Origin of the sequence: Kribbella sp. NPDC049584 (assembly GCF_040675555.1) — a bacterium.
Classification (GTDB): Bacteria; Actinomycetota; Actinomycetes; order Propionibacteriales; family Kribbellaceae; genus Kribbella.
The window spans coordinates 285,534-306,683 of the sequence record NZ_JBFAPF010000003.1 but is presented as its reverse complement, the minus strand read 5'-3'; the positions used below and the strand labels follow the sequence as shown (position 1 = coordinate 306,683).

Annotated in this window: 23 protein-coding genes and 1 tRNA gene; 12 read left to right on the top strand and 12 right to left on the bottom strand. The window is 68.3% G+C overall.

Annotated elements, in window-relative coordinates; translation table 11 throughout:
• Nucleotides 1-207: 207 nt before the first annotated feature.
• From AB0J62_RS13265 to AB0J62_RS13255, 3 genes are all read right to left on the bottom strand, one after another.
• Complete coding sequence (locus tag AB0J62_RS13265; RefSeq protein WP_363868674.1) at nt 208-1,395, bottom strand: ice-binding family protein; 1,188 nt, start codon at nt 1,393-1,395, stop codon at nt 208-210.
• A gap of 429 nt (nt 1,396-1,824) precedes the next feature.
• Entirely contained in the window at nt 1,825-2,781 is a 957-nt protein-coding gene (locus AB0J62_RS13260; protein WP_363868672.1) for a hypothetical protein, read from the bottom strand.
• 472 nt (nt 2,782-3,253) lie between these two features.
• Nucleotides 3,254-3,342 (bottom strand) — tRNA-Leu (locus tag AB0J62_RS13255).
• 140 nt (nt 3,343-3,482) lie between these two features.
• Between AB0J62_RS13255 and AB0J62_RS13250 the strand changes: the two genes are divergently transcribed.
• From AB0J62_RS13250 to AB0J62_RS13225, 6 genes are all read left to right on the top strand, one after another.
• The gene (locus AB0J62_RS13250; RefSeq protein WP_363868670.1) at nt 3,483-3,971 is read left to right on the top strand and encodes a VOC family protein; all 489 of its coding nucleotides are present in this window, start codon (nt 3,483-3,485) and stop codon (nt 3,969-3,971) included.
• Nucleotides 3,972-4,061: 90 nt separating this feature from the next.
• Nucleotides 4,062-4,745, top strand: a complete 684-nt coding sequence (locus AB0J62_RS13245; RefSeq protein WP_363868667.1) for a hypothetical protein — start codon at nt 4,062-4,064, stop codon at nt 4,743-4,745.
• The gene (locus AB0J62_RS13240) at nt 4,745-5,275 is read left to right on the top strand and encodes a DUF6529 family protein (RefSeq protein ID WP_363868664.1); all 531 of its coding nucleotides are present in this window, start codon (nt 4,745-4,747) and stop codon (nt 5,273-5,275) included. Before AB0J62_RS13245 ends, AB0J62_RS13240 begins: the two co-directional genes overlap by 1 nt.
• Complete coding sequence (locus tag AB0J62_RS13235; protein WP_363868661.1) at nt 5,272-5,694, top strand: Rieske (2Fe-2S) protein; 423 nt, start codon at nt 5,272-5,274, stop codon at nt 5,692-5,694. The genes AB0J62_RS13240 and AB0J62_RS13235 overlap by 4 nt, the downstream gene beginning before the upstream one ends.
• 47 nt (nt 5,695-5,741) lie before the next feature.
• Nucleotides 5,742-7,067: a M20/M25/M40 family metallo-hydrolase gene (locus AB0J62_RS13230; protein ID WP_363868658.1), complete on the top strand. Its 1,326-nt coding sequence runs from the start codon at nt 5,742-5,744 to the stop codon at nt 7,065-7,067.
• A gap of 24 nt (nt 7,068-7,091) precedes the next feature.
• Nucleotides 7,092-7,397, top strand: a complete 306-nt coding sequence (locus AB0J62_RS13225) for a chorismate mutase (protein ID WP_363868655.1) — start codon at nt 7,092-7,094, stop codon at nt 7,395-7,397.
• Here the strand turns inward: AB0J62_RS13225 and AB0J62_RS13220 are convergent.
• Genes AB0J62_RS13220 through AB0J62_RS13210 form a run of 3 tightly spaced genes read right to left on the bottom strand, consistent with a single transcriptional unit; the run spans nt 7,394 to nt 11,374 of the window.
• The gene (locus AB0J62_RS13220) at nt 7,394-9,808 is read right to left on the bottom strand and encodes a glycosyl hydrolase (protein WP_363868652.1); all 2,415 of its coding nucleotides are present in this window, start codon (nt 9,806-9,808) and stop codon (nt 7,394-7,396) included. The genes AB0J62_RS13225 and AB0J62_RS13220 overlap by 4 nt on opposite strands.
• 48 nt (nt 9,809-9,856) lie before the next feature.
• Nucleotides 9,857-10,471: a lysoplasmalogenase gene (locus AB0J62_RS13215; RefSeq protein WP_363868649.1), complete on the bottom strand. Its 615-nt coding sequence runs from the start codon at nt 10,469-10,471 to the stop codon at nt 9,857-9,859.
• Nucleotides 10,472-10,513: 42 nt separating this feature from the next.
• Entirely contained in the window at nt 10,514-11,374 is an 861-nt protein-coding gene (locus AB0J62_RS13210) for a LysR family transcriptional regulator (RefSeq protein ID WP_363868646.1), read from the bottom strand.
• 73 nt (nt 11,375-11,447) lie between these two features.
• Between AB0J62_RS13210 and AB0J62_RS13205 the strand changes: the two genes are divergently transcribed.
• On the top strand, nt 11,448-12,689 hold the full coding sequence (locus AB0J62_RS13205; RefSeq protein WP_363868643.1) for an MFS transporter: 1,242 nt from the start codon (nt 11,448-11,450) through the stop codon (nt 12,687-12,689).
• On the top strand, nt 12,649-13,389 hold the full coding sequence (locus tag AB0J62_RS13200) for a GNAT family N-acetyltransferase (RefSeq protein ID WP_363868640.1): 741 nt from the start codon (nt 12,649-12,651) through the stop codon (nt 13,387-13,389). Before AB0J62_RS13205 ends, AB0J62_RS13200 begins: the two co-directional genes overlap by 41 nt.
• On the opposite strand, the gene AB0J62_RS13195 is transcribed toward AB0J62_RS13200, so the two are convergent.
• The 3 genes from AB0J62_RS13195 to AB0J62_RS13185 are packed head-to-tail and all read right to left on the bottom strand — an operon-like array spanning nt 13,386 to nt 15,452.
• Nucleotides 13,386-14,204 carry an ABC transporter permease gene (locus tag AB0J62_RS13195; RefSeq protein ID WP_363868637.1) on the bottom strand — a complete coding sequence of 273 codons (819 nt, stop codon included), beginning with the start codon at nt 14,202-14,204 and terminating at the stop codon, nt 13,386-13,388. The two genes, AB0J62_RS13200 and AB0J62_RS13195, sit on opposite strands and share 4 nt — an antisense overlap.
• Nucleotides 14,164-14,991, bottom strand: coding sequence for an ATP-binding cassette domain-containing protein (locus AB0J62_RS13190; RefSeq protein ID WP_363868634.1), 828 nt, complete (start codon nt 14,989-14,991; stop codon nt 14,164-14,166). Before AB0J62_RS13190 ends, AB0J62_RS13195 begins: the two co-directional genes overlap by 41 nt.
• Nucleotides 14,988-15,452, bottom strand: coding sequence for a MarR family transcriptional regulator (locus tag AB0J62_RS13185; RefSeq protein WP_363868631.1), 465 nt, complete (start codon nt 15,450-15,452; stop codon nt 14,988-14,990). Before AB0J62_RS13185 ends, AB0J62_RS13190 begins: the two co-directional genes overlap by 4 nt.
• A gap of 95 nt (nt 15,453-15,547) precedes the next feature.
• On the opposite strand from AB0J62_RS13185, the gene AB0J62_RS13180 reads away from it, so the two are divergent.
• On the top strand, nt 15,548-15,964 hold the full coding sequence (locus AB0J62_RS13180; protein ID WP_363868628.1) for an ester cyclase: 417 nt from the start codon (nt 15,548-15,550) through the stop codon (nt 15,962-15,964).
• 2 nt (nt 15,965-15,966) lie between these two features.
• Nucleotides 15,967-17,055, top strand: coding sequence for a GAF domain-containing protein (locus tag AB0J62_RS13175; protein ID WP_363868625.1), 1,089 nt, complete (start codon nt 15,967-15,969; stop codon nt 17,053-17,055).
• Here AB0J62_RS13175 and AB0J62_RS13170 read toward each other — a convergent pair.
• Both AB0J62_RS13170 and AB0J62_RS13165 read right to left on the bottom strand, forming a co-directional pair.
• Complete coding sequence (locus AB0J62_RS13170; RefSeq protein WP_130448421.1) at nt 17,030-17,215, bottom strand: DUF5703 family protein; 186 nt, start codon at nt 17,213-17,215, stop codon at nt 17,030-17,032. The genes AB0J62_RS13175 and AB0J62_RS13170 overlap by 26 nt on opposite strands.
• Nucleotides 17,216-17,263: 48 nt before the next feature.
• The gene (locus tag AB0J62_RS13165) at nt 17,264-18,205 is read right to left on the bottom strand and encodes an aldo/keto reductase (RefSeq protein WP_134100949.1); all 942 of its coding nucleotides are present in this window, start codon (nt 18,203-18,205) and stop codon (nt 17,264-17,266) included.
• Nucleotides 18,206-18,256: 51 nt separating this feature from the next.
• On the opposite strand from AB0J62_RS13165, the gene AB0J62_RS13160 reads away from it, so the two are divergent.
• Together AB0J62_RS13160 and AB0J62_RS13155 are read left to right on the top strand one after the other, a co-directional pair.
• The gene (locus AB0J62_RS13160; RefSeq protein WP_363868621.1) at nt 18,257-19,309 is read left to right on the top strand and encodes an LLM class F420-dependent oxidoreductase; all 1,053 of its coding nucleotides are present in this window, start codon (nt 18,257-18,259) and stop codon (nt 19,307-19,309) included.
• Nucleotides 19,309-20,136, top strand: a complete 828-nt coding sequence (locus AB0J62_RS13155; RefSeq protein ID WP_363868618.1) for an undecaprenyl-diphosphate phosphatase — start codon at nt 19,309-19,311, stop codon at nt 20,134-20,136. The genes AB0J62_RS13160 and AB0J62_RS13155 overlap by 1 nt, the downstream gene beginning before the upstream one ends.
• Nucleotides 20,137-20,155: 19 nt before the next feature.
• Here AB0J62_RS13155 and corA read toward each other — a convergent pair whose 3' ends face one another.
• Nucleotides 20,156-21,127 (bottom strand): magnesium/cobalt transporter CorA, encoded by a 972-nt coding sequence (gene corA, locus AB0J62_RS13150; protein ID WP_363868615.1) that lies wholly within the window; start codon nt 21,125-21,127, stop codon nt 20,156-20,158.
• Between the last annotated feature and the right edge of the window lie 23 nt (nt 21,128-21,150).

Genomic DNA, 21,150 nt, shown 5'->3' with positions numbered 1-21,150 from the left:
AGCTGGGGCGGCGGGTTGGGCTGGGCTTCCCTGCTGCAGGGGCGTGCCCCGGCGTGGGTGTGATCACGGTGGTAGTTGGCGCAGCGGTTCGCTCGCTCGCGACGCCGGCTGCGGTGGGGCCGGGCTGAGTCGGCCCCGTGCCTGACTCAATACTGCACCCGGTCACAGCCGAGGCGGTCGCGAGGAGCAGAACCGCTGCGCCGGTCCTCATGGGGTGCCGGCTCCGATCCAGCCGAACCAGGGCGCGGTCGGCGGCTCGACGAGCCAGATCGACGGGCCGGAGGCATCGCCTGTATTGACAGAACCTTGCGGGGTCTTGGTGACCTGCGGCGGCCTGGGCGAGACCGTGGGCACTGGCGGGGAGGTGGGAGGCGACGTCGGTGGTGGGGTCGTGGGAGATGTCGGCGGGGACGTGGGAGGCGATGTCGACGGAGTCGTCGGCGGAGTCGTCGGTGGTGAGGTGGGAGGCGAAGTCGGCGGTGAGGTCGGCGGTGAGGTCGGGGGAGAGGTGGGAGGCGATGTCGGCGGTGAGGTCGGCGGTGAGGTCGGGGGGGAGGTAGGAGGCGAAGTCGGCGGGGTGGTGGGAGGCGAGGTCGGGGGTGACGTTGGTGGGGTTGTGGAGGGTGTCGTCGGTGGAGTGGTGGGTGGGGTGGTGGGGGTGCAGGACGGTTTGGTGAGGGTGTTGGTGTCCAGCGTGACGGACCCGTTGCGGGCCAGCATCCGGCCGACGGCGGTGGCCGCGGTGTTCATGGTGATGGACGTCAACGCCAGGATGGTCCCGCGGAACTGCGTCGCCGTACCGAGGGTGGCTGAGCTGCCCACCTGCCAGAACACGTTGCAGGCTTGGGCTCCGTTGGTCAGTACGACGCTGCTGCTGGGCGCGGTGGTGAGGGTTGAACCTGCCTGGAACACGAAGACCGCTCCCGCGTCGCCCTCCGCGTCCAACGTCAGTGCGCCGGTCAGTCCGATCGAGGAGGCCGAGTTGTAGACGCCCTGGGTCAGCGTCTTGCCGCCGAGGTCGTCGGTGATCGGTGTCGGCGGCGATTCTCCGGCGGCGACGTTGTACGCCGTGACCAGATCGTCCTTCGCCCCCTGGGTCACGTTGTCGCCGGCGTGGTTGGTGCCGGTGATCGTCATCGTCCCGGTGCCGCTGATCGCCGGATTCGGAAAGGACCCGATATCCCCGGTCAGCACGGTCGGACCGGTGTTGGTGATGCCTGCCCCGGCCAGGATGACGAAACTCTCGGCAGTACCGAGTGGCACCACCACGGCCGCCGCCTGAGCAGTGCCGCCGGTGGCCAGCAGCCCGCCGGCGGAGACGACCAGCGCGGCGGCGACTGCCAGAACGCTCAGTCGCACCCGGCCGATCGAGGTCGTGTATGTGGACAACTTCATGATCGATTTCACCCTCAGTCCGTCGATGTGCCGCGCCGGGTCGATCGGCGCGGCTTTGTTACCAGGCAATGTGTGGTGAAGGAGGATCCGCGGTCGCAAGAACGACATCGAGCGATCCAGGCGGGTCCGGGCCTGGTGACAGGACATCAGGAGAGACCGCCACGAGCAGCAGGGCCATTGCGGCCCGCCATCTTGATGGCGTGTTCACACCCCGTTGGACCGGCGGCGGCGGTGCAGCTGCGCCTTCGCCGATCACAATTTGTTACTGAAGTTCGACGTTAGGTGAAGGGTTGCTCACTGTCAATGGATCGATGGATGCATTCGGCAACTGGAGGAAGTAGTTGTCGACGTGAACCAATCAGCTCCGCCAGCCTGCGCGGCGCTGACATCGTCGACGTGCTGCTGCATCTGATGATGTGGTCCGTACAGCTAGCTGACGGTGACTCCGGCGGCTTCGAAGTCATAGGTCTTGCCGCCGAACTTGAGTGCGTCGATCGCGCCGGAGAACGCATAGTCGCGGCCCTTGCTGACGGTCGCCGTGAGCACCTTGGCGTCGTCGCCGCCGTCGTTCAGGTAGTTGAGCATCTCGGTCCAGGTGCAGCGGGCGCCGTTGATCGAGCACGTCGTGCCGTTGAACGCGGTACCGGTCAGGCCCCAGTGCTTGTCCGCATCGGTGGTGGCGTTGAAGGCTGTCCACTGGTTGGCTGCGCCATTGGCCGGTAGGTACACCAGCGAGGCGTAGTTCGACACCACGGCAGCCACATTCGGGTCGATCTCGAAGGCGATGCTTGGCATGTTGTTGCCCAGGGCATTGTTCTCGCCGGTCGTGTAGACCGAGAAGCCGATCGTGCCGAGGTCCTTCACGTTCTGGCCGGCGAAGTCGATCTCGTTGCCGAACGCCACTTTGTCGTTCGCGGATGCGGTGTGTAGATCCAGGGCGCCGTCACCCAGTGGCGATTGGGTGGATGTCGTGGCGAGTTCGGCGTCGGCCGCGCCGATCACGTTGCGGTGCACTGTGCCCCAGTGCTTCAGGTACGCCGGGCCCGCCTTGTTCAGCTTGCTCTGTACCGCCGGCGCGAGGTCGACCTCGGCCACTACGCCGTCCTTCAGCTTGGCCGACGTGTCGACCCCGTTCGCCGGGACCGCGAGCATCTTCGCGACGAACGCCTTCTGCAGGTCGCTCTCGCCGAGGCTGTAGTTGACCACCTGGCTCTCGGCCACCGAGTTGCGGACCAACGGGTAAGTGATCGCCGTCGCAGACTGGCTGGTGACCCCGGTGACGCCGGCGTCGGCCGCACCACCACCGAGCACCGAAATACCGACTGCGGTGACAGCCAGCGTGAATGCGGATCCTGCCGCCACGAGGCGGTTCTTCGAATTGGACATGATTCCCCTTGCTTCCACCCCGAACGGGGCGGAATTGCGGTGCCGCCAGGAGTCGAACCCGGCCCGTTCCCCCGCGCACCAGCAGCGGACTATACCGCCTACTGTCCGTCACCATATAGGTCTTCGACAGTAATGGGAACAGGTGCTTGGGATTCATTGAACTGGGCAACGACCTGGACGACATCACCGGTCGCCGGTCCTGTCGCCGTATGCACGATCGGCCCGATGAGATTGACGATCTGTATATGACCGCCTGCGGACCGAGCCGGCTCACTCTGAGGCGCCGCGTCAAGTGCTGGTCATGTGGGCGGCGCTCGTTCCGTTGCGCCCGGAAAAACCAGGAGTTATTTGGACGCCTTACGGCGGACGAAGCAGCTCGCGCTGGTGCCGAGGAGCTGTCGCTGACCTACCACCACGTGGAGCAGATCGCGGAGGTGGAGGTCGATCCGTTGGCCGACCGTGTGGTTGGTTCTGGTGTCCGAGGGGGGACTTGAACCCCCACGCCCCGCGAAGGGCACTAGCACCTCAAGCTAGCGCGTCTGCCTATTCCGCCACCCGGACGAGTGGTCTGCACCGGGGTGCGGTGCTGACCGGAGAACAGTAGCAAACTCCAGGGGTGGAATTCACATCGGGCGGGTGGGGGTGGTGACGGAGTGTTGGGGCCGGGGTAGTTTCGGGTTCAAGGAGAGGGGTGGGGTGGGATGACGGAGATCGAGCTGGGTGCGATCGAAGCCGAGCGGGACCGGATCCGGAGCGCTTATCTGAAGCCGGGTGGGGTGAGTTCGGCGCGTGGGTTGCATCACACGGCGTTGCTGTGTGCGGACGTCGAGCGGACGGTGAAGTTCTACCAGGACGTCCTCGGCTTCCCGCTGACCGAGATGGTTGGCAACCGCGACTACGAGGGCTCGACACACTTCTTCTTCGACATCGGGAACGGGAACCTGCTGGCGTTCTTCGACTTCCCGGGGCTGGATCTCGGTCCGTACGCCGAGGTGCTCGGCGGGCTGCACCACATGGCGATCTCGGTCGAGCCGGAGCGGTGGGGCCAGCTCAAGGAGAGCCTGAGCGCGCACGGCGTCGACTTCCAGGAGGAGAGCGGTACGTCGATCTACTTCCGCGACCCCGACGGCGCGCGGATCGAGTTGATCTCGGATCCGCTCGGCGAGATGTACGGCCTCAAGGTCCTCTGACCAACTTGCTCTGACCGCTGAGCCGTTGACCGGGCGGGTGGTCGGCGGGATCCTCGTCTCGGGGTGTGACAAGGCTCGGGTGGGGCGGCGATGGGGCAGCGTAGTCCGTTGGTGACGTTGGCGGCGACGGCCGTCGGGCTGGTCGGGTTCCTGGTCGTCAACAGCACCCAGACCACCAGTCCGACACCCGCGAGCAGCCCGCCCGCGGCCACCCCCGCCGCCCAAGGCACCGTCACACCGACCACATCGGACACGGCCGCCACCCCCACGGCCCCAAAGACCACGGCGCCCTCCAGTACGACCCCAGCCCCGGCCAAACCGCCTGCGGTCTACGCAGGGCGGACCAACGAACGCGAAGCCTCGCTGGCGATCGCGACGAAGGGCGATCGAGCCGCGGCGTACGTGTGCGACGGCCGTCGCCTCGAAGCCTGGCTGACCGGCACCTACCGCAACGGCCAGCTCGTACTCCGCTCCAAGACCGGCGAGCGCCTGACCGCCGCGATCACCAACAACACCGCCACCGGCACCTTCACGCTCAGTGGTCGCACGCTGCGGTTCTCGATCGCCAAGGCCGACCCGCCCGCCGGCCTCTACCGCGCGCGGAACGCCACCAGGACCATCGGCTGGATCGTGCTGCCCGACGGCAAGCAGGTCGGGGTCGACGACGACGGTACGCCGGCGCCGGCCCCGCCGCTCGACACCACCACCCGCGCCGCGACCGTGAACGGCGTACCCGTGACCGCGCAGGCAGTCGTCGGAGATGAGACGTTCTGATGAGCACCACACAGGTTCAGAAAGCGAGCACGATCGCGATACCGCTGGCTGTCGGCGCGGCCGCAGCTGTCGCGCTCGGTGTCTACGGTCGCCTCCACGATCCGACCGGCGTCGCGATCAACCTGGCCGGCTTCTCCAGCTTCCAATCCGTCAAAACCTGGCTCGCCACGCTCGCCGCGGTCCTCGGCCTGGTGCAGGTTGCCAGCGCCTACGCCCTCTACCACGGCCACCCCAAAGTCGCGCCGCTCCACCGCTGGTCCGGCCGGGCTGCCGTCGCAGTCACCCTCCCCGTCGTCGCGCACTGTCTCTATGCACTCGGCTTCCAGTACGGCGAACCGCGCGTGCTGATCCACTCCCTGCTGGGCTGCTTCTTCTACGGCGCGTTCGTCGCGAAGATGCTCACGCTCACCCGGTCCGACACCCCCAAATGGCTCCTGCCGGTCCTCGGCGGAGCCGTGTTCACCGCGCTGATCGGCCTGTGGCTGACCTCGGCGCTGTGGTTCTTCACGACGTTCGGAGTGATCCGATGACCGAGCAAGCAGGCCGCCGCGCAGTGCTGGCCGTCGTACTCGGAGCGACCGCCGCCGGCTGTTCGAAGTACGGCGAACCCTCGAACCCGCCGCCGGGCTCGAACCCGCAGCCCTCGCAGACGGCGCCCGCGAACGCCGTCCTCGGGAAGACCGAGGAGATCCCGGTCGGCGAGGGCAAGATCTTCGACCAGAACCAGGTCGTCGTCACGCAGCCGGTGAAGGGCACGTTCAAGGCGTTCAGCTCGACCTGCACGCATCAGGGCTGTCAGGTGACGACTGTTGCCGACGGCACCATCGACTGTCCGTGTCACGGCAGCAAGTACTCCGTGAAGGACGGCTCCGTCGTAGCCGGGCCGGCCCCGCGTCCGCTTCCACCGAAACAGATCACCGTCTCCGGGGACTCGATCACGCTGGTCTGACCGACCTCGGGATGCCTCCCCAGGACCGGTGAGAGAGGATGGTCGGCATGACGACCTCCAGCGACCGCCCGTCGTACGCCCCCGATGCCGAGGTGGTGGAGCTCTGCAGTGAGCTGATCCGGATCGACACCACGAACTACGGCAACGGCAAGAGCAACGGGGAGCGGGTCGCGGCCGAGTACGTCGCCGCGAAGCTGGACGAGGTCGGGATCGAGTCGACGATCTACGAGTCGGAGCCGGGCCGGGCGACGCTGGTCGCCCATTGGGACGGCGATGACCAGAATGCGGACCCGCTGCTGGTGCACGGGCACCTGGACGTCGTGCCGGCGGACCCGAAGGACTGGAAGGTCGACCCGTTCTCCGGGGAGATCTTCGACGGCTGCGTGTGGGGTCGCGGCGCGGTCGACATGAAGGACTTCGACGCGATGGTGCTGTCGGTGGTCCGCGCCCGTCAGCGCGCCGGCGTGAAGCCGCGGCGGCCGGTGCGTCTCGTGTTCACCGCCGACGAAGAGGCCGGCGGTGTGTACGGCGCGCAGTGGCTGATCAACAACCACCCGGACACCGTCGCCGACTGCACCGAGGGCATCGGCGAGGTCGGCGGGTTCTCGATCACGGTCAAGGACGACCTGCGGCTGTACCTGATCGAGACGGCCGAGAAGGGCATGAACTGGATGCGGCTCAAGGCCCGCGGCACGGCCGGGCACGGGTCGATGGTCAACAACGACAACGCCGTCACCAACCTGGTCGAGGCGGTGACCCGGATCGGCGGGCACGAGTGGCCGCTGCGGATCACGCCGACGGTGCGCGAGTTCCTGAAGACGCTCGAGGACGTGCTCGAGGTCGAGCTCGATCCCGAGGACATGACCGCGACGCTCGCGAAGCTGGGCACGTTCAGCCGGATGTTCGGCGCCACGATCCGCAACACCGCGAACCCGACGATGCTGAACGCCGGCTACAAGGTGAACGTGATCCCCGGCGACGCCGAGGCGCACATCGACGGACGGTTCCTACCCGGATACGAGGACGAGTTCTACGCGACCATCGACGAACTGCTCGGCGACAAGGTCCAGCGGGAGACGGTCGTCAACGACATCGCGCTGGAGACCGAGTTCAGCGGTGGACTGGTCGAGGCCATGAAGGCGTGCCTGGCCGCCGAGGACCCGCAGAGCCGGACCGCGCCGCTGCTGATGTCGGGCGGTACCGATGCCAAGTCGTGGAGCCGGCTCGGGGTGCGGTGCTTCGGATTCGTGCCGCTGCAGCTGCCGCCGGACCTGGATTTCATGGGCATGTTCCACGGCATCGACGAGCGGGTGCCGACGTCGTCGCTCGAGTTCGGGTCGCGGGTCCTGGACCGCTTCCTGGATCAGGCGTGAGCTCGCGGCCTGGAAGGTAAGAACGTGATCGCAGACAACGCCACCGAAGAGCTCACCCGGCTCCGCAGCAGCATCGACAACATCGACGCCGCGCTGATCCACCTGCTGGCCGAGCGCTTCAAGTGCACCCAGCAGGTCGGTGCCCTCAAGGCCCGGACAGGGATGCCGCCGGCCGACAAGGCCCGTGAACAGGCTCAGGTGGCCCGGCTCCGCGCGCTCGCCGCCGAGGCCGGTCTCGACCCGGTCTTCGCCGAGAAGTTCCTCGCCTTCGTGATCGCCGAGGTCATCCACCACCATGAACGGCTCGCCGAGGCGCGCGCCGCGGACTAGCTGGTTCGGATGATCGTCGGTACGGCGAGCAGCCCGGAGTTCAGGTAGTCCGCGGCGCGCTCGACGTGCTGGAGATCGAAGCGGCGGCCGAATTCCTTGGTGACGGCTGCCGTGGCTTCTAGTAGGTGTTGGTCGGCGGACAGTGCGTTCGCGGCTGTGCTGTGTACGACGATGCGCAGCGCGTTGGCACCTTCGTGTGCGGCGTGGGTGATGTCTACGCGGTACGGCGGGGCCCAGAGCGTGCCGCAGGGCGTGTTGTTGAGGTAGATCTCGGCGGCGACGCCTACCGGCGAGACGATGAGAGCGCGGTAGGAGTTGCTCGGCAGATACGGCTCGCTGTCGGGCGCGACGGGCTCGCCGGGGCCGAAGTCCAGGAAGAGCTTTCCGTCGGTGCCCTCCAGTTGCAACTCGACTTCGTAAGTGGCGGAGCCGGAGTACGTCGCCAGCTCCGGGTCGTCTTCCCAGCGGTGGGGGAGCGTGACGGCGCGAGTGCTGTTGTCGAAGGCAACCGACCAGTCGCCCTGGACTGATCCGACGAGTTGGTCGGCAGGGGCGGTTGGAGCGGTCGCGGTTGTCGGGGACAGCACGGCGGATTCGTACGGGTGCAGCGTGATGCTTAGCGTTGGCTCGTCGGCACTGGTCCAGTTTTCCATCGGTTGGTCGAAGGTGAGGGTGCGAGGCTCAGCCCCGGTGTTCGCGACGAAGTAGAACTCGCCGTCGTCCAGGCGGCGATGCACGACGCCGACCCCCGGAGGTGGCGTGATCGGTGCCTCCGGCAAGTAGTCGGCCGGATCGGTGACCACCTGCCCGCCGGACGCGACCACAGCATCGAGCCAACGCCTGGTCTCCGGTGGCGTCGTGCTTCCTTCAGGTACGACGATCAGCGGCACGTCGGCCGGATCGACCATAGCGATGGCATCGTCGTCGATCAGGTCGTAGTCGAGGCCGGCCTCGCGGATCGCGCGGGGGATGCTTTCCGGGATCAGGCGGCGTACGACGCGGTACAGGTTGTTCGGCTCGTCCGCGCCTGTGTCGGCGTACGCGTCGGAGGCCGGGATGTAGATCTTGACCGGCCGGACCGGCGTACCTTGCTGGAGGAGCCAGGACAGGCGGTGGAGTGAGGCGAACAGATCGGTTGCCACCGGCCACCAGGGGTTGCGGTCGTCCAGCGCGCCGGCGGCGTAGAAGATCCAGCCGAGGCCGGGCCCGTTCGTCGGGGAGTACGGCCAGCCGTGGCCGATGAGCTGGTTGACGCCGGACAGGAAATGTTCGTGTGCCTCACCTTGAAGGTCGAGCGGCGTCGCGCGGAACGAGGGTGAGTGCACCCAGGTCCACACCTCGGCCGACACCACCGACCGGCCGTAGATGCTGGCCGCCGACGACGCCCAGCGAGTCTCGGGAATCTGCGTCCAACCCCATCCCTCACCCTCGAAGATGTCGGCGAATCGGTAACTGCTCATCGTCGCCGGCGGTTCGCCGTAGCTCTGGATGCGGAACGGTACGCCGTGCCCGGCCGCCCACTGCTGGAACACCTTCAGGAAGTTGTCCTCGTACAGCTCCGACAACGTCCGCCCGAAGTCGATCCGCAGCTGCCTCCACTCACCCGTGTCGGCGAACAGCTCATACAGCCGCGGCCGCAGGTCGTATCCCCGGCGCTTGGCGAACTCCTCGAAGATCCCTGGCGTCCAGTCGCCCTTGTACACCTCGAGGCTGTCGCAGAACACGGACCCCAGCAGCTCCGGCGTCGCTGCCTTCAGCAATGGCTCCGCCACGCAGCGGATGTGCTCCAAAGCTGCAGCCGCCGAGTAGTGATCGAGCGTGTGCCCCTCCGCACCCGCGGCGGCCCGCTTCACGTTCTGCCCGGTCACCCGCGACGTCGCGATCAACACCTCGCGCGGTTGACCGCCGGCCGGCACCTCGATCACCCCGTCGCGCACCGGCACCTCGACGTACGACGACGGCGCGCCGAGCGACCCGTCGCCGACGAAGGCCGCGACGAACTCGTCACCCGGCCAGGCCGTCACGATCGGTATGTCGTACGCCGCCGCCCCGATCTCCCGGCGATCCCAGTGCAACTGCCGGGCCGCGTACTCGATCCCGACGTGCGGGCCGCCGTACGACCAGCCGCTGCCAAGCGTCACGTCGAACCGCAGCCCGAGCGAATGCGCCGTCCGGGCCGCATGTCCCACCAGCTCGAGCAGCTCCGGGGACCCGAACGGTGCCGTCACCGGCCCCATCGGATAGACGAACGCGACCTCGGCGCCCCCGAGTCCCGCGGCGGCCATCGCGGTCAGTTCGCGGTCGATTTCGTCTCGCTGGATGGACGGCCCGAACCACCACCAGCGCATCATCGGCCGCCCCTCGGGCGGCGGGTTCCGGAACTGTCGTCGTACGTCGTCGACGCTCGCCATACCCTCCACCCCACAGCGGCGCCGACGAACGGTCAACGCGGATGACCACTACCGGTCAGATTTGGTCACCCCTGAGGTCAGCAGGTACTGACCGACGGCGTACGTCGACATCGTGAGCGCGCCGCGGCCCGGAAAGTCCCGCCCGGACATCCGCAGCGCGATCAACGTGTCCGACACGAGGAACAGTGCGCCGCCGACGCCGCTCCGCGAGTTGTGCCAGCGAGATGCGACCGCAGTTGCCGTCAGCAACAACGCGTACGCCGCCACCGGCACACGCTGGTCACCGAGCCCAGGGGACAGCACTGCGATCAGAGCTGCCCACAGCGCCGCGTACGCCGCCAGCAATCGCCAGGAACGCTGTGCCGGGTTGGCAAGAAACACCGCGAGGTAGCACGCATGCGCCGCCGCGAACGCCGCTATCCCGGCCAGCTGTGCATCAGTCTCGAGCAAGAGATCCCCGGCCGCCGATGCGAGCAGCGCCGCCTGAAGCAGCGGCGGCGCATCCTGTGTGCGCGACCACTGCCACAGCAGCGGCATCAGCGTCAGCTTGCTGGCCTGCTTGAGGATCTTGGCGTCAAAGGCAACGGCCGCGACCTGCACGACCGTCGCACCCCAGTACCCCGCCAACATCCGCCGCCCGCGCGCCAACCGCCCCAGGTTCATGCCTCCGAGTCTGCCTGCTCCCGGCGGACGAGTCGCCGGTGTTCACGACAAGTTCAACGTGGCGCGGAGTTGGGGGAGGTGTCGGATCAGGGGTCGTGGCGGGTTGGGGGTGGTGACGACCGAGAGGGTGAGCCGGTAGGCGAAGGGGGAGGCGGCGAGGTGTTCGCCGGGGCGGAGTTCGGTGGCGAGGGCGCTGCGCGGGACCAGGGCCAGGTGGGAGCGGCGGCGGGCGATGGCGACGGTCGTGCTGAGGGTGACACCACGCCGCGGGACGGCGCCGAGCGCGGCGAGGCGGGTCTGGATCTCCTCGGTGCCGCGGTCGTAGGTGGAGAACACGATCGGGCGGTCCTTCAGCGGCTGGCGACCGCGGCCCGGGGGACGGGCGCCTGGCGGGATGAACAGGACGAGGTCGTCGCGACCGACGCGGCGGGAGGTGGTGCCGCGGGGGAGGGTCATCTGGTCGGCGATCGCGATGAAGGCCGCGTCCATGGTGCCTTCGGCGACACGCTCGACCAGGAAGTGGCCGTGGTCGACCTGCTGCTCGATCTCGAGGTCGGGCAGATCGGCGTCCAGGACCGGGAACAGGATCGGCGCGAGGCTCGCGAAGGTCCCGATCACGAGTTGCTGCCCCACGGCGGCCGCGCGCGTGGCGTCGTACACCTCCTCGAGGTGGCGGAGGATGTGGTCGGCTCGGCGGCTGAGCTCGGCGCCGGCCGGGGTGGGGCGAGCGCCGCGGGTGTCGCGTTCGAAGAGCTTGGTGCCGCAGAGGCGTTCCAGCCGGGCCAGGCGTTGTGATGCCGAAGGCTGCGAGATTCTGAGCTCGCGCGCGGCGGTGCCGACCGCGCCGGTGCGCGTGACGGCTTGGACGAGCCGCAGATCCTCGACCGAGGGTAATGAGGCCATAGGTTGAGCCTATGGCAAGCAGTCAAGACTGAGCGACTACCTGCGAAGTGATGAAACACCAAGAATTGAAGGTGTGAGAGCGAAGTTCGAGGCACTGGCGCTGCTGGCCGGGAGCGGTACGGCGGACTTCGCGATGCGGATCACTCAGGTCGCCCTGCCGCTGGTGATCCTGCGCGAAACGGGGTCGGTCGGTGCAACCGGACTGGTCGGCGGCGCCGCCGGAGTACCTGTGCTGTTGTCGCCTTGGTGGGCGCGGAAGGCGCGGCAGTGGGTGGACTCCGGGCCGCGGCTGGCGGTGGTCGCGCTGGTGACGGCGATCGCGTTGGCGTTGGTCCCGGCGGCCGCCGGACTCGGTCTACTGACGCCGGAGTTGCTGGTGCTGAGCGGTCTCATGCTGGGCTGCGGTACTGCGCTGTCCGACCCGGGCCGGTCCGCGTTGCTGGCTGACACTGGGGATCGGTGGGGCGCGGATCGAGCGGTCCTGTTGCTCACGTGGCAGGACGGCCTGCGCCGTGTCGGCATGCTGATCGGACCGACAGTCGGTGCGCTGGCGGTGTCGGCCGGGTTCACGAACCGGCTGCTGTGGATAGAAGCGGTGGCTGTCATCGGCGCCGGACTGCTTGCCTGCACCGTGCCCGCGCGGCGCACGTCCGGAAACACGGCTGGGAACAAGGGCGGGAACACGGTCGGTCCGGCCGAGGTGCCGTCCATTCGAGGCAGCCTCGAGGGCCGGCCGGAGGTCCGGTACGGCTGGCTGATCCGCGGGACAGGGTGCGTGACCTGGTTCGCCTTCACGTTGGGGTTGTCGGTGCTGGGGGAACAACGCGGCCGGCCCGGGGTCTACCTGGCCGCTGGCATGACCGGGTACGGCCTGGGCTCGCTGATCGGAACCGCGATCTCGCTGGCCGTCGTATGCCGGATTCCGCCGGTGGTTTGCGCCGCGGTCGCCTGGTCGTGGAGCGGACTGTGCTGGATCGCGATGGGACTGTGGCCGACGCCGGCAGTGGTCGCGGTCTCGGGCGCGTTCTCGGGCGTGACGGTGGTGGTCGGGATCGCGGCCATCTCGGTCATCATCACCAGGTCGTCGGCCGGCGCAGAGCGGCGTGCGTTGCTGGGTGGGCAGGCTGTGGTGGTCAGCGCGAGCAGTTCGGCGGGGCTGCTGGTCGGCGGACCGATCATCGCGGCGGCCGGAGCGCAGGCGACGCTGATCGGCGCTGGGACGATCACGGCTTTAATCGCTGGACTCGTCCTGCTTCGGTGTCAGACTGCACTACATGCCAGGGATCGTGATCACCACGTTGGCCGAGCGTCCTGAGTACCTCCAGCGGATGTACGAGTTCGCCGACACCTGGCCGAAGTTCATGTTCAACGACCCCATCGGCAACGCGCTGATGGGCCAGGTGGCGGCGAACTTCCCCGACCAGTGCCTGGTCGCGACGGAGGACGGCGAGCCGGTCGCGCATGGCCGGAGCATCCCGTTCGTCTACCCGGACGAGGAGCGTCCGGAGTTGCCGGCCGACGGCTGGGATCGGGTCCTGCAGTGGGGCTTCTCCGACCTGCGTCACGGCCGCGAGCCGAATGTGTCGAGCGCGCTGGAGATCCTGATCCGTCCGTCGCATCAGGGTCGCGGGCTGTCCCACGCGATGCTCGACGCAATGCGCCAAGCCGTGAAGGCGAAAGGCCACGCCACCCTCTACGCCCCGGTCCGCCCGAACGGCAAGCCCGACGCACACCAGCCGATGACGCAGTACGTCGAGGAAACCAGGCCGGACGGCCTACCGGTCGATCCCTGGCTGCGCGTCCACGTCAAAGCCGGCGGCACGATCGTCCAGGTTGCCCCACGCTCGATGGTCATCGCGGGCACCCTCGACGAGTGGCGCGCGTGGACCGGCCTCCCGTTCGACACGACCGGCGACGTCGTCGTACCCAAGGCCTTGGTTCCCGTCCACGTGGACGTCCGTCACAACCACGCCGTGTACGTCGAGCCCAACGTCTGGGTCCGCCATGACCTCTAACGCGCGAGACGACTGAGGAGTGCTGACGCCGCGCAGATGCCTGCTATCGCGGCAACGATCAGGACGGTGAAGTCGAGCCAGTAGTTGGTGGGTTGGCCGATCAGTAGGCCGCGCAGCGCGCTCACCTCGTAGGTCAGCGGGTTCGCATGGCTCAGCACCTTCAGCCAGGCCGGCATGATCGCGATCGGATACAGCGCGCTGGACGCGAAGAACAGCGGCATCGTGATCGCCTGCCCGATCCCCATCAGCCGGTCGCGGCGCAGGACCAGACCGGCGATGGTCATCGACAGGCACGAGAAGAACGCCGCGCCAAGCACGACGACCACGAGCACCGCGAGCAGCTTCAGCGGATTCCACGTCATGCTGACGCCGAGCAGCGCGGCGACGATGATCACCACGATCGCCTGCGAGATCGTCCGGACGCCGGCCGCGAACGCCTTGCCCGCGACCAGGGCTGAGCGAGGGCTGGGCGTGACGAGCAGCTTGGTGAGGATGCCCGCGTCGCGCTCCCAGATGATCTGGATGCCGTAGAAGATTGCGACGAACAGCGCGGATTGCGCGATGATGCCCGGCGCGAGGTAGTCGAGGTACGGCACGTTGCCGGTCGGGATCGCCCGGATCCGGCTGAACGTCTGGCCGAAGATCACCAGCCAGAGGATCGGCTGGATCGCACGCGTGACCAGCTCGGTCCGGTCGTGCCGCAGCTTCTGCAGCTCGACCAGGCAGAACGTGCCGATCCTGGACAACAGCCGGAGCGCCGCTCGCGGCCGCGAATCAACCCAGGCGCTGGGCGGTGCGGCGGGTGCCACGGACATCGCGCAGGCCTCCCTTCTCCGAAGCCGCGAGGCTTTCGCCGGTGTGGTGGCGGAACACGTCCTCGAGGCTCGCCTCGGGACCGAGCTCGGCCTTCAGATCGGTCGGTGTACCGAGGGCCCGCAGGCGGCCCAGATGCATCAGCGCCACACGGTCGCAGAGGATGTCGGCCTCCTCCATGTAGTGCGTGGTCAGCAGCACGGTCATCCCGTACCGCTCCTGCATGTCCTGCACCCGCGCCCACACCGAGTCCCGCGCGACCGGATCCAGCCCGACCGTCGGCTCGTCGAGGACGAGCAGTGCGGGGCGATTCACCAGCGCCTGCGCGAGCTCGAGGCGACGTACCATCCCGCCGGAGTACGTCGACGCGAGCCGGTCCGCCGCATCCGCCAGATCGACGATCTCGAGTACTTCGGCCACGCGCGCCGCCCGCTCCCGCCGCGGTACGTCGAACAGCCGCGCGAACCACGACACGTTCTCGCGGCCGGTGAGCGCGCCCTCGATCGACAGCTGCTGCGGGACGTAGCCGAGCATCCGGCGTACCGACATGGCATCCCTGCGCACATCAAGGCCGAAGACGCGGACCGTGCCGGACTGCGGCGGATAAAGCGTGTTGAGCACCCGGAGGGTGGTGGTCTTCCCGGCGCCGTTCGGGCCGAGCAGACCGAAGCACTCGCCGGGGGAGACGGTCAGGTCGAGGCTGTCGACCGCGAGATGATCGCCGAACCGGTGACTCAGCCCGATGATCTCGGCAGCCGCCGCCGGCTGCGTTGCGGGCTCCGCATTCATACGCCCTCCTTGACATTCTGCTCGGATGGGGTGAGTCGGTCGGCGAGTACGCCGAGAGCCGGTAGAGCGGCGCGCAACGCGTCCCGGTCCGCAGGACCGAGCTCGTCGAGGGCTTCGTTGACGAGGGCGGCGCGGCGGTCGCGCCAGGCCTCGACCTGCTCGCGGGCCGGCTCGGTCAGGGTCAGGCGGGCGATTCTGCGGTCGCTCTCGTCCGGCGCCCGGAGCAGCATGCCGCGCTCGGTGAGCTGGCCGACCAGGGTCGACACGGTGTTCGCGACGAGACCGAGCTCGGCGGCGGCCTCGGCGACGGAGATGCCCGGGTTGCGCCGCACGAGCCGGACCAGCTCCGCCTGCGAGCCGGTCAGGGTGCTGAGAGCCAACGGACGCCCGGCCGATCGACGGAGCCGACGGCGCACCAGGCCGATCGCAGCCAGCAGGTCCTCGGCGAGAGTCTCGGTCACGTCTCCGAGATTACCTCTGTCGCAGAGATATTTCATCGGAAGAACCCCAACTAATCGGGGTACAGCCGGGATCCGGACCCGCGCACGATCGGGTCATGAGCACAACAGAGAGCAACAAAACCGTCGTCAAGGACTTCATCGACGGACTGTTCACCAAAGGGGACCTCGGCGCCGTGGACACGCACCTGGCCGAGGACTTCATCAACAACGACCCCCCGTTTGGCGTCACGCCGGACCGTGAGGGCATGCGGAACGCCGGAAGCATGATGCGGGCTGCGTTCCCGGACTGGCACAGCGACCTGCACGCGCTGATCGCGGAGGGCGATCTCGTCGTCGAGCGGTTCACGGCCAGTGGGACGCACCGCGGAGAGGTGATGGGCGTGCCGCCGAGCGGCAAGACCGTCAGCCTGCCGGGGATCAACATCTGGCGGCTGCGGGACGGCCTGATCGTCGAACGCTGGGGGAGGCTCGACGACCTCGGATTCCGCGAGCAACTCGGCGTAGCATCCTGACCATGGGGGCGGCGGATCGCCTTGAGGTGCTGATCCAGCGCTGTTACGCGGGGCTGGACGCCGATCAGTTGCGGTCCGAGGTGCTCGCGCGGCTGAGGGGTGTGCTGACGGTCGACGCGGCGTTCTTCGCGACGGTGGACCCGGCGACGGTGCTGTTCACGTCGGTGACGGTCGACGAGCCGCTCGATGCGGTCACCGAGCAGTTCATCGCGAACGAGTTCGGGCAGGACGATGTGAACAAGTTCGCCGTACTGGCCGGCGGCCGCGATCCGGTGCGGTCGCTGGGCCAGGCGACGAAGGGCGACTGGGCGGCCAGTCCGCGGTACGCCGAGGTGATGCGCCCGCTCGGTCTCGGCGACGAACTCCGCGCCGCCCTGATGGCGAACGGCCGCTGCTGGGGCGTCCTCTGCCTCCACCGGGAAACGGCGGACGCGGGCTTCGCCAACACCGAGATCCAACTGGTACGCCGCCTGGCCCCCCACCTCGCTGAAGGCCTACGTCTGGGACTCCGCCCCACCGCCTTCGAGGCGCGAGAGCCCGAGCCCGGCCCGCCAGACCATACCGTATGGTATGCCGGCGCGCCGCCAGCCGGACCGGGCGTGGTGGTGCTGGACACCCGGCTCCGGATGCAGTCGTCGAGCGCCGAGGCGGGCTACTGGCTCGCTGAGCTCGGCTCGGCCGCTGAGCTCGGCTGGGCCGATGAGCTGCCCGTTGCCGTCCGATCGGTGGCTGCGCGGATGCAGTTCGATCAGGCGACCGCGAGGCTGAAGGTCAGGACGCGGGCCGGCGACTGGTTACAGCTTCAGGCGTCGAAGCTCGGCGACAACGGGCAGATCGTCGTCGTGATGGAGCCGGTGACACCGGCTCAGCTGGGGTCGTTGCTGCTGGATCTGCATGGACTCACGCCGGCTCAGCAGCGGGTCACGGAGCTTTTGTTGCGTGGCTACTCGACGCGGCAGATCGTCGAGCGGTTGTGCGTGTCACCGCACACCGTGCAGGAGCACGTGCGGGCGTCGTTCGACAAGGTCGGCGTCGGGAGCCGACGCGAGCTGGTGAGTGCGTTGCTCAGAGGGTCCGCATCACGCGGATGATGCGGCGGCGGAGCCAGACGCGGCGGGTGCCGTCGGGATAGCGCCTAAGACGGGCAAGCTCCCACCCGCCGTACTCCGCGTGCTCGGTGAGCAGCCTGCGCACCGCACCGCGGGACTCCGTCCTGGACACCTCGAACTGCTGCAGCTCGTATTCGGCCATCCGCACCTCCTTGCGACCTTCAACAACACAGCTGTAACAACAAACGCCTCACGAAACATCCTCCAATGCCGCCGCGATCGCGGGCGGCAGGGTGAGTTCCTCCACTCCAAGCACCGACTTCAATTGCAGCGCAGTCCGGGCTCCGACGATGGCTGCCGACACGCCGGGCCGGTCCCGCACCCAGGTCAGTGCGACCTCGAGCGGGGTCCAGCCGAGCCCGTCCGCTGCCCGGGCAACCGCTTCCACGATGCCTGAAGCCCGGGCGTCGAGGTAGGGGTCGACGAATCTTGACAGATGTTGGGACGCCGCCCGGGAGTCCGCCGGGATGCCCGTGCGGTACTTCCCGGTCAACACGCCGCGCCCGAGCGGGGACCAAGCCAGGACCCCGATCCCGAGCCCGGCGGCGGCCCGCAGCGCGTCCAACTCGGCGTCCCGGGCGAGCAGCGAGTACTCCACCTGGTTGGACACCGGGACCGCGCGGCCCGGCCACGCCTGCTGCCAGGTGACGGCCCGGGCGGACTTCCAGCCCGCGTAGTTCGAGATTCCGACATACCGCACTTTGCCGGAGTTGACCGCGTGATCCAGCGCCGAGAGCGTCTCCTCCAGCGGCACGTCGTCGGACCAGGTGTGCAGCTGCCAGAGGTCGATGTGGTCGACGTTCATCCGGCGCAGCGAGCCCTCGAGGTCGCGCAGGAGGGCGCCGCGGGACGTGTCGGTGATCCGCTCGCCCCGGCGGACGCTGAACCCGGCCTTGGTCGCGATCACCAGGTCGTCGCGGTCGACCACGTCGCCGAGCAGCGACCCGATCAGCAGCTCGCTGTCGCCGTCGCCGTACGCCGCGGCGGTGTCGATCAGCGTCCCGCCCGCGGACACGAACGCCGCCAGCTGCTCGCGCGCCTCGTGCTCGTCGGTGTCCCGGCCCCACGACATCGTGCCCAGGCCGAGCCGGCTCACCGCCAGTCCACTGTGACCGAGATAGCGCTGCTGCATGACCCGAGCCTATTGCGGGCCGCCGACAACCTCTCGCTAGGCTCGCCAGTCATGCGACTCGGACTCAACATCGGCTTCGTGTACGGCGGCGACGATCACCTGGACCACCTGAGGCTGGTGAAGGAGGCCGAGGCACTCGGTTTCTCGGTCACGTGGGCAGCGGAGGCGTACGGCTCGGACGCCGCCACCCTGCTCAGCTGGATCGCCGCCCAGACCACGACGATCGACGTCGGCGCGGCCGTTTTCCAGATTCCGGCCCGGACGCCGGCCATGACCGCGATGACCGCGGCCACCCTGGACCGGTTGTCGAACGGCCGGTTCCGGCTGGGTCTCGGCGTGTCGGGACCGCAGGTCTCGGAGGGGTGGCACGGCGTCCGCTTCTCTCAGCCTCTGCTCAGGACCCGTGAGTACGTTGACATCGTGAACGCGGCCCTCCGGCGTGAGACCGTCGCGTACGAGGGGAAGCATTTCACGCTGCCGCTGCCCGACGGACCGGGTAAGGCGCTGAAACTGACGGTGCGGCCGATCCGCGACCACGTGCCGGTGTACCTTGCCGCGGTCGGTCCGAAGAACCTCGAGCTGGCCGGCGAGATCGCCGACGGCTGGCTCGGCATCCTGAACGATCCTGCCTATCTGGGAGAGCAGTTGACGCACATCAAGGCGGGCCGCGCGGCTCGTCAGAAGGATCTCGACGGCTTCGACGTCGTGGTCACGACGCCGCTCATGACGGGCGACGACCTGCAGGTCGCGGCCGACCCGGTCCGTGGGTACGCCGCGCTGTACATCGGCGGCATGGGCAGCCGGGAGAAGAACTTCTACAACGCGCTCGCGGTCCGGATGGGGTATGCCGAGGAGGCCAAGCAGATCCAGGACCTGTACCTGGACAAGAAGCACCGCGAGGCGATGGCCGCCGTACCGTTCGGGTTCCTGGACTCGATCTCGCTGCTCGGTTCCAAGGAGCGGATGGCCGACAAGCTCACGGCGTACGCCGAGGCCGGGGCGACGACCGTCGCGCTGACGCCGTTCGCGTCGACGGTCGAGCAGCGGATCGCCGACCTGCACACCGCCGCGGAGGCGCTCGAGCTGGCCGGGGTCGCTGGCTGATGACGATCTGGGACTCCATCATCCTCGGCATCGTCGAGGGCCTGACCGAATTCCTCCCGGTCTCCAGCACCGGGCACCTGACCATCGTGTCGAAGATGCTCGGGCTGAAGATCGACGACCCGTCGATCACCGGCTTCACGGCGGTGATCCAGGTCGGCGCGATCGTGGCGGTCGTCCTGTACTTCTGGAAGGACATCGCCCGGATCGCGGTCGCCTGGGTCCGCGGCCTGGCCAACCCCGAATACCGCGGCGAGTTCGACCACCGCATGGGCTGGTACGTCATCGTCGGCTCGGTCCCGATCGTGATCGTCGGCTTCCTCGCCCGCGACCTGATCTCCGGCCCGCTCCGCAGCCTGTGGTGGGTCGCCGGCGCGCTGATCGGCTGGTCGTTCGTGATGGTCGCGGCCGAACGCATCGGCACGAAGGAACGGCCCTTGACCCGCATCACGTTCGTCGATGCGCTCGTCATGGGCCTGGTCCAGTGCCTGGCGCTGATCCCGGGCATCTCCCGCTCGGGCGCCACGATCTCCGCGGGCCTGTTCCGCGGCCTGGACCGGGTAGCCGCGACGAGAATCTCGTTCCTGCTGGGCATCCCGGCGCTCGTCGGCGCCGGCGTCTACGAGCTGAAGGACGCCCTTCACGGCAACGTCGGCGCAGTACCTCTGCTCGTCGGCACGGTCGTCAGCTTCATCGTCGCCTACGCGTCGATCGCCTGGCTCCTGCGCTTCGTCGCCAAACACACCATCGAGGTCTTCGCCTTCTACCGGGTCCTGCTGGGCATCGTCCTGGTGATCCTCCTGGCCACCAGCACCATCACCGCCACGTAGGTCGGACTTCCACGGGGGCTTACAACCAGCCGACCTTGCGGAAGAAGCGGTACATGGTCAGGCAGACGGTGGCCATCAGCAGCAGTACGGCGTAGTACCCGAAGTGCCATCGGAGCTCCGGCATGTTGTCGAAGTTCATGCCGTAGATCCCCGCCAGCATGGTGGGGACTGCGGCGATGGCAACCCACGCTGAGATTTTCCGCATGTCGTCGTTCTGCTGGACCGACACCCGCGCGAGGTGTGCGTTCAGCGCCGACTGGAGCAGGACGTCGATCGACTCGGTCTGCTCGGACACGCGGGTGAGGTGGTCGGCGACGTCGCGGAAGAACGGACTTGCCTTCGAGCCGAGTCCGGCGACGCCGTGCGCGAACTCCTCCATCGGTTCGCGCAGCGGGTCGATCGCTCGCCGCATCTCCAGCACCTCGCGCTTGAGCCTGTAGATCCGCTCCGCGTCGCTGGTCCGCTCGGGCGAGAACACCGAGCTCTCGATCTCGTCGACGTCGATCTCGACCTGTTCGGCGACGGTCTCGTACTGGTCCACGATCGCGTCGCAGATCGCCCACAGGACGGCGGCCGGACCGTGCCCGAGCATCGCGGCGCGCTCCTCCAACTGGTGCCGCGTGGTGGCGAGCTCACCGCCTTCCCCGTGCCGCACCGTCACGACGTACCGCGGCCCGATGAACGCGGTCACCTGCCCCGTCTCGACCGCGTCGCCTTCGTCGACGTACCAGAGGGTCCGCAGTACGACGAGGATCATGTCGCCGAACCGCTCGACCTTCGGCCGCTGGTGGATCTGCAGCGCGTCCTCGACCGCCAGGTCGTGCAGGTCGAACAGTCGCTGCACCCGCTTCATCTCGGCGTCCGACGGGTCGTGCAGCCCGATCCATCCGAACGAGGCGTGGTCGTCGTCGATGGCCCGGGCAACGGTCTCGGGGTCCTTGGGCAGATCCCGCCGTTCCCCCTCGGCGTACACCCCGCAGTCCACGATCACGCCCCCATCATGGCATCACGACT